Below are 14,959 nucleotides of genomic sequence, written 5' to 3'. Positions count from 1 at the left end.
TTTTCAGAAGACCACGATCAGCACGCCGATCCACGCGATCGCGATCCCCGCGGCGGCGCCGAAGGACGCCCACCGCACGATCGGCACGCGCCGCGCGAGCCACAGCGACGGCGTGATCCCGCCGGTCACCACGGCGGACGCGATCAGCGCGAGCCAGCCGCTGGTCTCGCGCGCGAGGGTGTTCGCCAGCGCCAGCATCGCCACGACGACCACCGCGGCGGCGAACGCGGAGACGGTCAGGCCGGTCAGCCAGGGCGTCGGTTCCCCGGCGGGATCCGGTGTGCCGAATAGCCGCCGCGCGAGTTCGCTGCGGGGCGCGGGGGCAGGCGGGTCGATGATGACGCCGTCGCCGGAGACGGGGTCGACGAACCGGACCGAAGTGCCCATCGTGGCGGCGACGCGCTGAGCGAGCTGGCGGCCTCGCTGGGAGATCACGGAAGCGGCTTCGGTGCCGGATTCCCCGGGCCGGGCGGCGGTTTCGACGGCGGACGCGACGCGGGCCCACTCGTGCAAGGCCTGAGCGAGATCCGAACCGATCGCGAGTGAGTGCGGGTCCACCTCGTGCGCGCTGTCGCCGCCGGGGCCCGCCAGCACCGCGCGTCCCTCACGGATCCGCAATTCCATGGGTTCTCCTCGTGATCGCTCGGGTGCTCACGATAGCGGTGGACGCGTCTCATAGAACGCGATCGCGCCCGCCGTGGCGATATTCAGCGAATCGACGCCCTCGGGCATCGGGATCCGCACCGCGACGTCGGCGGCGGCGATGGCTTCCTCGGTCAGTCCCGGTCCTTCCGCGCCCAGCATCAACGCGATCCGCTCCGGCGTCTGGTCCCGTAACTCGCGCAGCGAAACAGAGTCCGCACGGGGAGTGAGGGCCGCGATGCGGAAACCGCGTTCCCGCAGCAGATCCAGGTCACCGGGCCAGGACCCGAAGGTGGCGAAGGGAACGCGCAGGACGTGCCCCATCGAAACGCGGACGCTGCGCCGGTACAGCGGGTCGGAGCAGCCGCTGCCGAGCAGGACCCCGTCGACGCCAAGCGCGGCCGCGTTCCGGAACAGCGAGCCGAGATTCTCGTGGTCACCGACGCCTTCGAGCACCGCGAGCACGCGCGCACCGTCGATGACCTCCTCGACCGACGGCGGCGGGACGGGCCGGTCCGCGACGGCCAGCACCCCGCGGTTCAGGTGGAATCCGACGGCTTCGGCCATCGTCTCGGCCGACGTCACATAACCGGGGACGTCGACGCCGTCGAGTTCGGCGCGCAATTCTTCGAATCGCCGCGCTACCCCGAGTAGAGCGCGCACCGGATACCGGGAGTTGAGGAGCCGCTCGACCACGACGGTGCCTTCGGCGATCACCAGGCCTCGCCCACCTGGCCGGTCCGGCCGCCGATCAGCGGTGGACAAGTCGCGAAAATCGTCCAGCCGCGGGTCGCCGGGGTCGTCGATGGTGATCAGTTCAGCCACCCGGAGAGTGTGTCATCCGCCCGCCGCGAACCGTTTGCCTCCGAACGTCCACGGGCAGGTGGTACGAACGGGCGCATTTTGCTGTAAGTTAACCCCTAGTGACAGAGAGCACCAGTTTGGCCGCTAGCCGGGCGATGGCGAGGCGTGAAACCGTTGGGCCGCCTGGCAGTCCCGCCTGGAACCCCGCGGATCGTGGCCAAGAGGAGCTCGACGAACATGGGTAAGGAACTTTCGGCGGACCCGTTGAAACCGCAGGATCGCGGACGGTACCGCCGGAAGGTCCAGCGCTGCCTCGACACGCTCGCCCGAATGCTCACCGACGGGAGTTTTTCCTTCCCGCGCAAGAACATCGGGCTCGAGGTCGAACTCAACCTCGTCGACGAGGAAATGCGCCCGTCGATGACGAACGCGCTGGTGCTCGAAGCGCTGAACGACCCCTCTTTCACCACCGAACTCGGCCAGCACAACCTGGAACTCAACGTGCCACCGCGGCCGCTGGCCGGCGAGTCCGCGCTCCAGCTGGAGGACGATCTCCGCGCGTATCTGAGCGCGGCCTCGCGCAAGGCCGAGGAATCCGGCGCCTCGCTGGCGATGATCGGCATTCTTCCCACGTTGCGGCACGAGCACTTCGACCAGAAGTGGCTCACCAATAACGCGCGGTATTCGCTGCTCAACGATCGGATCTTCGCCGCACGCGGTGAGCGCACGGTGCTCTCGATGGAAGGCGCGCCGCTGCCGGGCAGGCAGCCGGAGCGCCTGCGCAGCTACTCCGAATCGATTTTGCCCGAGGCCGCCTGCACCTCGGTCCAGCTGCATCTGCAGGTCGCGCCGGAGGAGTTCGCGGCGCACTGGAACGCGGCGCAGGCGCTGGCCGGGGTGCAGATCGCCGTCGGCGCCAATTCGCCGTTCCTGCTCGGCAAGACGCTCTGGCACGAGACGCGGATCCCGCTGTTCCTCCAGGCCACCGACACCAGGCCCGAGGAGCTGAAGAACCAGGGCGTGCGGCCGAGGGTGTGGTTCGGCGAGCGGTGGATCACCTCGATCTTCGACCTTTTCGAGGAGAACGTCCGGTATTTCCCCGGTCTGCTGCCCGAGACCGACCAAGAGGACCCGATCGAGGCGCTCGACTCCGGTCAGGCCCCGAAACTCACCGAACTGCGAATGCACAACGGCACCGTGTGGCGCTGGAACCGGCCGGTCTACGACGTCGTCGACGGCCTGCCGCATCTGCGGGTGGAGAACCGCGTGCTGCCCGCCGGCCCGACCGTCGTCGACATGGTCGCGAACGCCGCCTTCTTCTACGGCGCGCAGCGGGCACTGGCCGAAGCCGACCGTCCAGTGTGGACACAGATGTCGTTCCAGGCGGCCGAGGAGAACATGTACGCGGCGGCGCGACGGGGGTTCGACGCGCAGCTGTACTGGCCGGGTATCGGCTGGATCCCGCCGGACGAGCTGGTGCTGCGGGTCCTGCTGCCGCTGGCGCACGAGGGACTACGCCGATCGGATGTTTCGGACGAGGCGAGAGAGCGCTATCTGGGCATCATCGAGCAGCGCTGTCTCACCAGGCGGACCGGCGCCGCGTGGCAACGGGAGTACGTCCTGCGCGCGGAGGAGCGCGGCACCGAACGGGAGACCGCGCTGACCCGGATGCTCGGCAGGTACCTGGAACTGTCGGCCACGGAGACTCCGGTGCACACCTGGTCGCTGGAGGCTTAGAGTTCCTCCAGGGAGGTGGCTCGTGCCCAAGATCATCGGCCGGTCGCTGGAGGAGCATCGGCGCGAGGTCCGCAGCAGGGTGTTCGACGTCCTGCGCGGGCAGCTGTACGAGCGCGGGTTCGACGCGGTCACGCTCGCCGGAGTCGCCGCCGGAGCGGGCCTCGGCCGGACGGCGATGTACAACCACTTCCCCGACAAGGAAAGCCTGCTGGTCGCCTTCGTCGAGGACGAGGCGACTCGGTACGTCGAACGGCTGACGGCGGCCGTCGCGACCGCGGACACCCCGATCGCGAAGCTCGCGACGTTCGTCCGGCTGCAACTGCGGGTGCTGGCCGAGTACCACCTGCCGCCCGGGACGGCGCTCGCGTCGGCGCTGGCGCCCGCCGCGTACCGGCGGATCAGCGCGCACGCCGACCCCATCACCGGCCAGCTGCGCGAGATCCTCGCCGAGGGGGTGCCGAAGGAGGACCCCGAGGTCTTGATCCCGATGATCACCGCCGCGCTGGGCAGCCGCCAGGTCGTCGACGTGCCACCCGAACGGCTGGACGACGCGATCGAGGGGGCCGTCCGCTTCGTGCTCAGAGCGGTCGGAATGGCGGATGACCGGGAAAAACCTGAAAATCAGGGTATCTAACCCGGGATTGTGGCTTACGCTCTTTCTGACAGCATGTCAGATCGATGCTTGGAGGCTCTGTCCATGCCGGTGACCACCGACGTCGCATCCGGGCCGTTCTCCGCGACCCTGCGCGCCTCCACCTTGCCCGCCCACGAGCGGGCCAACCACTCCGAGTACATGAACGCGCTGCTCGGCGGCGGACTCTCGCTTGAGGGGTACACCCGGCTGGCGATCCAGTACTACTTCATTTACCAGGCCATCGAGCAGGCCGCCGACAAGCTGGCGCAGGATCCGGTGGCCGGCAAATTCGTGTTCGAGGAGCTGCGGCGGCTGCCGAGCCTCGAACGCGACCTCGAACACCTCGTCGGCCCGGACTGGCGCGAGACCGTCCGCCCGCTGCCCTCGACCGAGCGCTACGCGCGGCGCGTGGCCGAGGCGTCGGACTGGTCCGGCGGGTTCGTCGCGCACCACTACACCCGCTACCTCGGCGACATCGCCGGCGGCCAGGTCATCCGGCGGCTGCTGGAGCGCAAGTACGGGGTGACCGAGGCGGGGTCGCTGTTCTACCACTTCGACCAGCTGGGCAGCGCGCCCAAGTTCCGCGACAACTACCGCGAGCAGCTGAACTCGGCGCCGTGGACCGAGGACGAGCGCGCCCGGTTGATCGACGAGGCGATCGTGGCCTTCGAATGCAACATCGCGGTGTTCGACGAACTGGCGGGCGAGCTGGACTCTTACCGCGCGGCCTGACCCACGTGGGTCGTGAGTGGCGTTTCGCGTGACTGTGGGGACGGCACCTGTGCTCCAATGGACGACACGCGTGACTGGACGGACGACACGCGGGCGCGGCCGGTCCCGCCGCGTGTCGTCCGGCTGGACACACGTGTCGTCCATCGGATCACATGTGTCGTCCGTTGGATCACGCGAACTCACCGGCCCTCGATGACCGCCGTCACATCGCCTTGACCTCCACCTAACTGGAGCTAGCAGGCTGGTTTCGAGCGGTCGCCCCTACGGGTACAGCCGCTACGAACGAGTCGTTCCACCTGGGGAGAACACGGCGCCCCAGTCGCCGCAAACGGGTGAAGACGACTAAGTTCGTCCTTGGAAGCTTGTGTCGAAGACAGAAGGAGGGCCGATGGCCCGCTACGTGCTCCCCGATCTCGACTATGACTACAGCGCACTGGCGCCGCACATCTCGGGCGAGATCAACGAGCTGCACCACAGCAAGCACCACGCGACCTACGTCAAGGGCGCGAACGACACGCTCGACAAGCTCGCCGAAGCCCGTGACGCCGGTAACTTCGGCGACATCGTCGGCCTGCAGACCACGCTGGCGTTCCACCTCGCCGGGCACGCCAACCACGTCGTGTGGTGGAAGATCCTGTCGCCGGAAGGCGGCGACAAGCCGACCGGCGAACTGGCCTCCGCGATCGACGAGGCGTTCGGCTCCTTCGACAAGTTCAAGGCGCAGTTCACCGCGGTCGCCACCACGATCCAGGGCAACGGCTGGGCCGCGCTCTCCTGGGACCCGATCGGCAAGACGCTGATCACCCAGCAGCTGCGCGACCACCACAACAACCTGGTCCTGCCGACCACGCCGATCCTGCTGGTCGACGTCTGGGAGCACGCGTTCTACCTGGACTACAAGAACGTGAAGCCGAAGTACGTCGAGGCCCTGTGGAACATTTTCAACTGGGCCGAGATCTCCAAGCGGTTCGACAACGCCGTCGCCGGTGGCAACGGCCTGCTGCTCGGCTGACCCTCCACCACGAAACGGGGCTCTTCCTCCGGAAGGGCCCCGCTTTTCGTTTCTTGACCTCCAGCGACGTCGAGGTGTCAGGCCGTCGCCGCCTACCTCGACCGGGAGATCCTGGACGGAGTCCGGGATCGAACTCGCCCGAGTGCCGGAACGGCCTTGACCAGACCGGCGAGGTCACCGACCATGAACCCCCGGCATGAACGAAGCCCCGCCGCCGGGGGTGACCCGATTGCGGGGCTTCGTCCGTTCCCGAACTGACTGCCGCTCCCACCACGAAGCGGATACGTATGAGGTTAGCCTAACCTCATCTACTTCGGCAAGAGGCTCGACCGGGAGACGCCGATCTCACCCTTCCGGGTGACGGCCGACTGTTCCCCTGAGTCTTCTGAGCGGCAAGTTTCCACTCACCCCTCACTCTGCGCCACCTTCGCGACCCTGCGCAGCGTCCTGAAGCCCCCCAACTCTCCGATCTCTCATCGGGGTGGCGTTTCGCCGGACAGCCGCGCCGCGAAAGGCTAGCTTCACCCCGTGACCACCGGGAACGACTATCGCGCCATCGCGCGTAAGACCGACCGTCCGATGTGGATTTGGGCGGGCTGCGCGCTGACGAGTGTCCTGCTGCTGTTCGGCGTGGGCATCGTCGTCGCGATCACCCTGCTGAACAAGGACGACGAGCCGGAGTCGAAGCTCCCGGAAGTCTGGCCGTCCACGTCCGGCGAAGCGCTCCGCCCGGTCCCGATGCCGACGGGTGAGATGGTGACCGCGCTGACGGGTGGCACCGGCGCGCAGGTGCTCTGCCAGGCGATCCCGGAGCAGCGCTGGGAAGAGATCCTCGGCGGCCGCACGTTGCGGGAGGCGGGAAGGGCTTGTCACGCGGTCACCGCAGAACTCGACGTCAGTGCCCAGATGATCCCCGCGCTGCCCAAGGACACGAGCCGGGGTGTGCCCACGAGGACCACCGTCGCCGGAAAGCTCGCGGTCATCGCGTCCGACAAGGACGGCACCAGTTTGAGCGTCGAGCTGGTCGACGTCGCGCCGCGCAATGGCGCCTCGCCGGTGCTGAACGTCGCCGTCCGCGGCAGGGTCCTCGAAGTCCCCGAGACGGAGAGCAAGGCGAAGGCGCTCGCCGAGGCGTTGATCGCCGGTGCGACGCCGCCCGGTCCGAAGTTGCCGAAAATCGGCGAAGACGGCGAGATCCCGTACGAAAAGACCGCGCCCGGTCCGATCAAGGATCAGCCGCTCCCGGTGATTTCGTGGCTGTTGTGCGCCGAACTCGGCCGCGCGCTCGGGGTCCCGGCCGACGGCGCGAAGCCCACTTTCTTCGCCGCCTGCGAGCTGAACGGCGTGACGGCGGACTACAGCGAGCTGTCGTCGGACGTCCGGGCGACCACGTCCATCGCGGGACTCCCCGCCCAGGTCGGCGAAAAAAGTGTGGTCGTGCAGCTCACCGGGGATCCGCGTGGGGAGACGGTGAAGTTCAAGGGCACCGGCGATCTCACCGGGCTCGCCGAGAAGACGGTGCCGCCGTTGCTCGGCCGTTAGGCCCGGTAGTTCGACAGGAGGTCTCCGAGGAGGGCCTCGTACGCCGTCCGGTCGAAACGGGCCATGACGGACCGGTACTCCTCCTGCTCAGGCTCGAAAGCCTCGTAGTCGACCTGCCAGCCGAAAGCCCGCCACTCGACGCTGTCGTCGTTGAAGACGACCTCGACGCTGTACGCCCCACAGCCGAGGTCACCGCACAGCGGGCACATCAGCAACGCGACCCGTCCGTCGTCGAAGTCACCCGGCAAGTGGCCCAGCAGCCGTGAAAGCGTTTCGACCGCACACTCACGCCACCCGGCGTCGTCCAGGAAAAGCGGCGTCTGGTGCTGGGTGGAAACCGTCGAGCACACGGCGACGCCGTCGATGGTCCAGTCCAGGAACCGGGCCTCGCCGTCGTTCCAGCGTGTCACCGACGGTTCGACACCGAGCTTGTTCACACCCGCTCCCTCTTCAGCACGCGCAGCCCGTTTCCGAACCGCCGTACCGGCAAACTCACCCCACCGCGCCGGATCAGCACGACGGCGCAGACTACCGCGGCGAGCGCCGAGATCGCGCCGCCGATGTAGAACGGCGAGCGGCCACCGAAAGCGTGGGCCATCCAGCCGGTCATCGGGCCGCCGATGGGATTGCCGCCGATCAGCACCAGGACGTACAGGCCCATCACGCGGCCGCGCATCTCCGGGCTGACCGCGGTCTGCACCAGCGCGTTCGCCGTGTTGAGGAAGGTGATCGTGGCGAAGCCGAGCGGGATCAGCGCGAAGCCGAAGGTCAGGTACGTCGGCATGAACGCGGTAACCACCTCGAACGCGCCGAGCAGGAACGCCGAGATCAGCAGCAACCGCACGCGAGGACCACCGCGGGTGTTGCGGCGGGCCGACATCAGCGCGCCGGTGAAGGTGCCGACGGCGACCAGTGTCGACAGGAGACCGTAGCCGTCGGCGTTGGTGTGGAAGACGTTCGCGGCGACGATGGGCAGCGAAGTGAAGTAGGTGATGCCGAACGTGCTCACGAAGAACACCAGCACCATCACGGTCATCAGGTCACTGCGCCGCCGGACGTATCGCAGGCCCTCGGCCAGTTGCCCCTTCTCACGCGGGATGACCGGGCCGCGGAAGAGCTTGTCCGGGTTCATCATCACCAGCGCGGCGATGACGGCGCCCGTGCTCACCGCGTTCGCCATGAACAGCCAGCCGGTGCCGACCCAGGTGATCGCGAAGCCCGCAATGGCCGGGCCGACGATGCGGGCCATGTTGAAGATCGAGGAGTTGAGCGCGACGGCGTTGGTGACCTTGTCCCTGCCGACCATCTCGGCCACGAACGACTGCCGCGCGGGCACTTCCAGCGATGCCGTCACGCCTAGCGTGAAGCAGAGAAGGTACACGTGCCACAACGCCGCGACACCGCTCAGATCGAGCGCGCCGAGGACGACCGCCTGCGCCAGCACGGCGATCTGGATGCCGATCAGCAGCCGCCGCTTGTCGACCCGGTCGGCCAGCACCCCGGCCCACAGCGAGAGGAACAGAGTCGGCGTGAACTGCAACGCGACCGCGATGCCGAGCGCGATCGGGTCGTTGCCGCTGAGGGTGAACACCAGCCAGTCCTGCGCGATGCGCTGCATCCAGGTCCCGATGTTCGAGATGACCTGGCCGGTGAAGAAGAGCCGGTAGTTCCGCACCTTCAGCGAGGAGAACATCGACGCGCGCGGCTTCTCGCGCGCGGGCGGCGGTGGTGGAGCGGGTTCCCGGGTGGCGGTGGTCTTGGAAGGACACTGCGTTTCGCTACCCGTGGTCGTCACCGCTGTTAGTTCCCCGCCATCCTGTCGATGATCTCGGCGGCGCGAGAGAGCACTTCCCGTTCCTCCGCGCTCAACTCCGCCAATTGCTTGTCCAGCCAGATCTCCCGCGCGGTGATCTGCTCGACCACGTACGACCGGCCACGGTCCGACAACTCGACGATGGCCTGACGGCCGTCCGTCGGATGCGGCCTGCGCTCGACGTAACCCATCTCCTCGAGCGCGGCGATCACCCTCGTCATCGAGGGCGGCTGGACGCCTTCCTTCGCGGCGAGCTGGCCAGGGGTCAGCGCACCGCATTTGTGCAGCGTCGACAGCGCGGACACCTGGGTCAGCGAGATACCGTCGCCTGCCCGCTGGGCCCGTAGCCGTCGATTGAGCCGCACCACCGCGAGACGCAGGCGGCTCGCCAATGAGCGCTCGTGCGTGTCTCCGGACATATAGTTAGCATACCTCACGATCGGATCATCGGCCCGTGAGATCGCCCACGGCTGACATGACCGCTGGTCAGTTGAGCGCGGCCTGGATCGGCCCGACCGCGAAGTAGGCCACGAACATCACCGCGATGGCCCACATCAGCGGGTGCACGCCCTTCGCCTTGCCGGTGACCGCGCGGATGACGACGTAGCTGACGAAGCCCGCGCCGATGCCGTTCGCGATCGAGTAGGTGAACGGCATGACCACGATGGTCAGGAACGCGGGCAGCGCGACGGTGAAGTCGGCGAAGTCGATCTCCTTGACCTGGCTCATCATCAGCGCGCCGACGACGACCAGTGCCGGAGCCGCCGCCTCGACCGGGACGACCTGGTACAGCGGCGTCAGGAACATCGCCGCGATGAAGAGCACGCCGGTGACCACGTTCGCGAGCCCGGTCCTGGCGCCCTCGGCGATGCCGGACGCGGACTCGACGAAGACGGTGTTCGAACTCGACGACGCGAAGCCACCCGCGACCGCGGCGGTGCCGTCGACGAACAGGGCCTTGCCGACGTTCGGGAGTTTGCCGTCCGGCGGGAGGAGGTCCGCCTCCTTGGCGAGCCCGGTCATCGAGCCCATGGTGTCGAAGAAGTCCGCCAGCACCAGGGTGAACACCAGCAGCACCACGGTGATGACCGGCAACCGCGTCCAGGCGCCGAAGGAGATGTCGCCGACCAGGGAAAGATCCGGCAGGCCGAGGACCTGCTCGGGCAGCGCCGGGTAGCCGAGGTTCCAGCCCTGCGGGTTGACACCCTTGGACGGGCCGACCTTCGCGATCGATTCGACCACGATCGCCAGCACGGTCGAGGCGAGGACACCGATCAGGATCGCGCCCTTGACCCGCTTCGCGACCAGGATGCCGGTGACCAGCAGGCCGACGACGAACACGACGGTCGGCCACGAGGCGATCGAGCCGTTGATCCCGAGCCCGACCGGCACGGTGGTCTTCGCGTCGTCCGGGACGCGCCGGACGAATCCCGCGTCGACCAGGCCGATCAGGCAGATGAACAGGCCGATGCCGACGGCGATCGCCGATTTGAGTGGTGCCGGGACGGCGTTGAACACCGCCGTGCGGATCCCGGCGAAGACCAGCAGGACGATGACCAGTCCCTCGATCACCACCAGGCCCATCGCCTCCGGCCAGGTCATCTGCGAGGCGAAGGTGACCGCGATCAGGCTGTTGATGCCGAGGCCGGTGGCGATGGCGAACGGATAGTTCGCGACCAGCCCCATGATGATGGTCAGCACGCCCGCGACCAGCGCGGTCACCGCGGCGACCTGCGGGACGGGGAGGATGTCGCCCAGCACGTCCTTGTGCGCGCCGGCGTCGGAAGCGGAGAAGCTGCCGATGATCAGCGGGTTGAGGACGACGATGTACGCCATCGTGAAGAAGGTGACGATCCCGCCGCGGACCTCACGTCCCGGTGTCGAGCCGCGCTCGCTGATCTTGAAGTACCGGTCCAGTGTGGACCGGGTGCGCTGCTCCGCCATCGCGTACCACCCTTCGCCCGTTGCCGGGTACCCTTCCCCACGTGGGCGAATCGATCAATTCCGGGGAAGTGAACGGTTCATTGCGGCCAACGCCGGAACTGCCGAAACGGCTGACCGACCTGACGCCGGTCGTGATCGTAGGTACCGCGCTGTGGGCGATCGCGACCGTGGTCCTGTTCTTTGTGACCGACGGCATCTGGGTGCAGACGTCCTTCTCCGGTCTCGTGCTCGGCTTCATCGGCCTCGCGATCATCGCGTGGCAGCGCGCCGCCGCCCGGCGTGGCTCGAAAAGTGCCCAACGCCTGTGATCTTCCCGCGCGATTCGTCCTCTGGTTGCGGTACTTGCACGCGCAAGTACCGCAACCAGAGGACGAATCGCGTCAGTTGAGGAGGGCCGACGGAGAGGGGTCGTCGAGCAGGGCGGTGAGGACGTGCCGATCGGCCCACCGGTCGGTGGCCCAGGCGAAGGCCCGCCCGAGGCCTTCGGGGGTGTCGGCGGCGTGCAGCCTGTCGTCGGACCACCAGGCGACGTCGTGCTCCGCGTCCTCGAAAGTCACCGTCAGCGCCTCGTGCAGCAGCACCCCGCCCTCGGGCAGCTCGACGCCCAGCTGATCGGCGGCCAGCCGGAGCGCGGAAAGCTCCGTCCACGGCACGAACTCGCCGTCTTCGGTGACCTTCGCGTCGAGACCACTCGCCAGCGGCAGGTCCAGCAGTTCCGCCAGCGCCCCGGCGCCGCTCGCCGAGACGACCATCCGCTCCGGCGCCAGCACGGCGGCGAACCACGGCATGTCGAGTACGACGGCGTTCCCGGCGTCGGCGGCCGAACCGTCCGCGACCCGGACACGTTCCGGCGCTTCGACGTCCACTCCTGCTTCCGCGAGAACGGCGTGCGCCCGGGAAGCGAGCCCGGGGCTCACCGTGCGCTCGGGATCTCCGAGTCGCTCCAGCAGGTCTTCGACGTCCTCGGCGGTCTCGGTTCCCAGCTCCGTCCGTATCCCCGCGGCGAGGAGGATCTCCTTGCTCAGCCCCGAATCCGGGACGACGTCGTAGAGACCGGCCAACGCGGCGGCGTCCGGCATCCGCCAGTCGAGCGGCGCGTGCCCGTCGAGCAGCGCGTACCGCGCGAGCCACCAGCCGGCGTGCCCGCCGGGTTCGGTGAGGGCCCGCCAGGTTTCCGGGCGGGAAGCCAGCAGCCGCAGGGCTTCGGGCCAGGCGTCGTCGGCGACGAGGTCGAGATCGCGCACGGCGAGCACCCGGGACGGCGGCCGTTCGGACGAGTCCCACCAGTCGTGCTCGTCGGGCAGGCCGTGTTCCGGCTCCAGCGGGTCTTCGTCGGTGACCAGCGCGAAGGAATCCAGCACGCCGACCGCGACGAGCGTGCCCACCGGCCAGTCTTCGGCGAAATCTTCGTCCAGCACGGACAACGCGCCGTCTTCTTCGAACACCTCGGAGTCGAAGATGTCGCCCAGCGGCGAAGTGGGCAGGACGAGTTCGTCCGCGCGCCGCCAGCCGTCCTCGCCCGGCAGGGCCAAGGCACCCGCCCATTCGGGGGCGTCGTCGCCGACTTCGGCGATCAGGCGGAGCACCGCGCCCGCCAGCGCCATACCGTCCAAACCGGACTGGACGTCTTCGGCACTGCGCTCGACAGCGGCGCTCAGCGCGTCGGCTTCGAGCAGGTCCCTCGCCTCAGAATGCTTGGCGCCCAAGCGTTCCAGCAACGGATGCGCCGCGGCCGGGTGCACGAGCCGGAGGCCGATGATGTCCACATCGGACAGAAGTTCGAGCAGTTCCGCCGAGCCGCCGACGAGCAGCGCGTCACGCACGCCGGGCAGGGTGCGGCCGTCCGACATCGGGACCGGCAGGGCGCCGAGATCGTCCTTGGTGAGGTCGTGTGCTTCGAGCGCCGGGAGCAGCACGTCGTAGAGCGAGTGCCACCAGGACGGCTCGCGCCGGGCCCCGGTCAGCAGTTCGATGGCCTCGGCGGGCGAAAGGGCCTGAGCACCCACCGCGCGAAGGTCCACACCGGACAGTGAGACCAGTCCTGGCACCAAATCGGCCAGCAGGGGCGCCAGCCCCGGTACGTCCACCGAGAGCACCCGCGCCTGACGCCCCGGCAAGTCATCACCTGCTTGCGCGGGAAGCCAAGGCGAATCGGTGAGATTTTCGAGGATGGCCTCGCGCAGCGTTCCGTCCACAGTGGAACGCGGGAAGCCGCCACCGGGGACGAGCGCCAGACGTTCCTTCGAGGGCAGGGAACGGACGAGATCGACGTACTCCCGCGCGGCGTCCTTCAGTGCCGCGGTCAACTCCGGCCCCGGCAGGGCGCGACGGCGCGACGGCTCGATCGGCAGCGTCGCGATCAGCCGCGCGGGCAGGGAAAGTTCGTCATCGGTCGGCGTCGGGGCGTGCAGGACGTCCTCGCCGAGCGGACGCGGTGAGCCGGATCCGTCGAGCGGGACGGCCCAGACGACCTCACCGCGGTGGACCTGCCAGTGCTCGGCGGAACCGTCCGGTGACGAGAGTTCCACGACGCCGTCGCCGAGATCGGTGCGGTGCCAGGCGCCCCCTTCGACCTCGATGCTCTCCAGCCAGGACAGGGTGAGCAGCAGATCACCGATGTCGTTCTTCAGGTCCGCCAGCAACGCGGGGAGGTCGACGCCCTCACGCACCGGAAGCCGGACCTCGGTGGTGAAGCCTTCGGGTACGGGAGGTTCGTCGCCTTCGACCGGCCACGGAAGCCGGAGCACGGGGACATCGCCGGTGCGACCCGCTTCCGCACGTGTGCGACCCGCGGAGAACGCGACCCCGCCGGTCGCCGAAACGATCCGCGGTTCGGCGGAAACCGTGAGCACGGCGGCGAATCCGACGCCGAAGCGGCCGACAGTCTCTTCACTCTTGCCGGAAGCACGAAGAGAGGCGAGGGATTCGACGCCGCGCGCGTCCAGCGGCGCACCCGTATTGGCGAATCTCAGTTCACCGTCCACAACGGACACCCGGAGCCTGCCACGCGCACCGGCGGCCAGCGCGGCGTCGGCGGCGTTCTGCGCCAGCTCGACGAACAGCCGGTCACGGTAGCCGCCGACACGCAGATCGTTCTCCGTGTTGGTGTCCTCGGTGAACCGCGTCGGTGAATCCGCCCAGGCGCGCAGGACGGCGGCACGGAGCCGCTCGGTGCCGAACGGGTCAGTGCTCACTGGCGCTTTCGGCTTCGACCTGAGCTTCGTCGGCGGTCTCCGTCTCGGCGGACGGGGCGGCGGCCTCGGGCTCGACCTCCGGCTGGACCTCGGCGGGCTCGGGCTCGGCGGGAGCCTCAGGAGCGGACTCGAAGTCGATCAGCGAGTCGTCGTAGACCAGTTCCGCCACCGGCACCGACGAGGTCACCTCGACCTCGATCTCGGAGTGCGCGCCGCAGCCGTACGCGACGTCGACGACGTGGCCGTCCGCCGGGGAGATGTCATTGGTGCACGCGCCGAAGGCCGCGCTGAGCGACCCCGCGAGCGACACGAAGAACCCGCAACTGCCGCAGACGTCCGGCGCGCTGCGCGCCATGTCCGACCGCGGGCCGAATTCGCCGTCGTGCCAGCGGGCGGCGGCGTCGAGCCTGCCGTACCGGGAAAGCACGTGGATCCGGCCGAGACCGGTCTCCATGGCCACCTCTTCGACCGCGGGGTCGTCGGACGCCAGGTACGCCGGGGCGAGCCGGGGGTCGTCCTTCTCCACCGGGAAGATGTCGCCGACCCCGAGGTCACCGGCCTGGACGCGGCGATCCCACGGCACCCACGCCGGGGCGACCCGCGCTTCCGGGCCCGGGATCAGCACGACCTCGCTGACCGTGATCGGCTCCGCCTCGCCGGCGAGCGCGACCGTGACCGACCAGCGCCAACCTCGATAACCCGACACGGTCGCCTCGAACAGGTGGCTCGCGGAAACCGCGTCCTCCCGGTCGACGCCGACGTGCGCGCCGACCTGCTCGGCACCGGCGTCCTCCAGCACCGCGGCGCGGGCGAGATCGACCGCCTCGGCGAGTTTGCGCTGGATAGAGCCGTCGTCCAGGGTCAACAGCAGGGTCATGCCCCCATTCTGCCGCACGCGATATCGC

14 protein-coding genes are annotated in these 14,959 nt (G+C 68.7%); 6 read left to right on the top strand and 8 right to left on the bottom strand.

The window, feature by feature from the left end; genetic code table 11:
- Window positions 1–3 precede the first annotated feature (3 nt).
- Both BS329_RS10590 and BS329_RS10585 read right to left on the bottom strand, forming a co-directional pair.
- Entirely contained in the window at window positions 4–624 is a 621-nt protein-coding gene (locus tag BS329_RS10590; RefSeq protein ID WP_076158732.1) for a DUF2537 domain-containing protein, read from the bottom strand.
- Between the two features lie 27 nt (window positions 625–651).
- Window positions 652–1,467: a TrmH family RNA methyltransferase gene (locus BS329_RS10585; RefSeq protein WP_076158729.1), complete on the bottom strand. Its 816-nt coding sequence runs from the start codon at window positions 1,465–1,467 to the stop codon at window positions 652–654.
- A 216-nt stretch (window positions 1,468–1,683) separates the two neighbouring features.
- Between BS329_RS10585 and BS329_RS10580 the strand changes: the two genes are divergently transcribed.
- From BS329_RS10580 to BS329_RS10560, 5 genes are all read left to right on the top strand, one after another.
- Window positions 1,684–3,183: a glutamate-cysteine ligase family protein gene (locus BS329_RS10580; protein ID WP_076158726.1), complete on the top strand. Its 1,500-nt coding sequence runs from the start codon at window positions 1,684–1,686 to the stop codon at window positions 3,181–3,183.
- Between the two features lie 22 nt (window positions 3,184–3,205).
- Entirely contained in the window at window positions 3,206–3,817 is a 612-nt protein-coding gene (locus tag BS329_RS10575; protein ID WP_076158723.1) for a TetR/AcrR family transcriptional regulator, read from the top strand.
- Window positions 3,818–3,880: 63 nt separating this feature from the next.
- Entirely contained in the window at window positions 3,881–4,549 is a 669-nt protein-coding gene (locus BS329_RS10570) for a biliverdin-producing heme oxygenase (RefSeq protein WP_076158720.1), read from the top strand.
- 388 nt (window positions 4,550–4,937) lie between these two features.
- On the top strand, window positions 4,938–5,561 hold the full coding sequence (locus BS329_RS10565) for a superoxide dismutase (protein WP_076158717.1): 624 nt from the start codon (window positions 4,938–4,940) through the stop codon (window positions 5,559–5,561).
- A 528-nt stretch (window positions 5,562–6,089) separates the two neighbouring features.
- The gene (locus tag BS329_RS10560) at window positions 6,090–7,103 is read left to right on the top strand and encodes a hypothetical protein (RefSeq protein ID WP_076158714.1); all 1,014 of its coding nucleotides are present in this window, start codon (window positions 6,090–6,092) and stop codon (window positions 7,101–7,103) included.
- Here the strand turns inward: BS329_RS10560 and BS329_RS10555 are convergent.
- The 4 genes from BS329_RS10555 to BS329_RS10540 form a co-directional block, all read right to left on the bottom strand.
- A complete protein-coding gene (locus BS329_RS10555; RefSeq protein ID WP_076158711.1) occupies window positions 7,100–7,540 on the bottom strand; it encodes a hypothetical protein in 441 nt (146 codons plus the stop codon). The genes BS329_RS10560 and BS329_RS10555 overlap by 4 nt on opposite strands.
- Entirely contained in the window at window positions 7,537–8,796 is a 1,260-nt protein-coding gene (locus tag BS329_RS10550; RefSeq protein ID WP_076158708.1) for an MFS transporter, read from the bottom strand. Before BS329_RS10550 ends, BS329_RS10555 begins: the two co-directional genes overlap by 4 nt.
- 107 nt (window positions 8,797–8,903) lie before the next feature.
- The gene (locus BS329_RS10545; RefSeq protein WP_076158705.1) at window positions 8,904–9,335 is read right to left on the bottom strand and encodes a MarR family winged helix-turn-helix transcriptional regulator; all 432 of its coding nucleotides are present in this window, start codon (window positions 9,333–9,335) and stop codon (window positions 8,904–8,906) included.
- A 67-nt stretch (window positions 9,336–9,402) separates the two neighbouring features.
- Window positions 9,403–10,860 (bottom strand): NCS2 family permease, encoded by a 1,458-nt coding sequence (locus BS329_RS10540; RefSeq protein ID WP_076158702.1) that lies wholly within the window; start codon window positions 10,858–10,860, stop codon window positions 9,403–9,405.
- Window positions 10,861–10,940: 80 nt separating this feature from the next.
- Between BS329_RS10540 and BS329_RS10535 the strand changes: the two genes are divergently transcribed.
- Window positions 10,941–11,168 carry a DUF2530 domain-containing protein gene (locus BS329_RS10535; RefSeq protein WP_076160139.1) on the top strand — a complete coding sequence of 76 codons (228 nt, stop codon included), beginning with the start codon at window positions 10,941–10,943 and terminating at the stop codon, window positions 11,166–11,168.
- Window positions 11,169–11,240: 72 nt separating this feature from the next.
- Here BS329_RS10535 and BS329_RS10530 read toward each other — a convergent pair whose 3' ends face one another.
- Window positions 11,241–14,054 carry a sacsin N-terminal ATP-binding-like domain-containing protein gene (locus BS329_RS10530; RefSeq protein WP_076158700.1) on the bottom strand — a complete coding sequence of 938 codons (2,814 nt, stop codon included), beginning with the start codon at window positions 14,052–14,054 and terminating at the stop codon, window positions 11,241–11,243.
- The gene (locus BS329_RS10525) at window positions 14,044–14,931 is read right to left on the bottom strand and encodes a DUF3027 domain-containing protein (RefSeq protein ID WP_076158697.1); all 888 of its coding nucleotides are present in this window, start codon (window positions 14,929–14,931) and stop codon (window positions 14,044–14,046) included. The genes BS329_RS10530 and BS329_RS10525 overlap by 11 nt, the downstream gene beginning before the upstream one ends.
- Window positions 14,932–14,959: the final 28 nt, after the last annotated feature.

Source organism: Amycolatopsis coloradensis, assembly GCF_001953865.1.
Taxonomy (GTDB): domain Bacteria; phylum Actinomycetota; class Actinomycetes; order Mycobacteriales; family Pseudonocardiaceae; genus Amycolatopsis; species Amycolatopsis coloradensis.
Note: the sequence above shows the minus strand (reverse complement) of the source record. Positions and strands in the feature narration are given on the sequence as shown.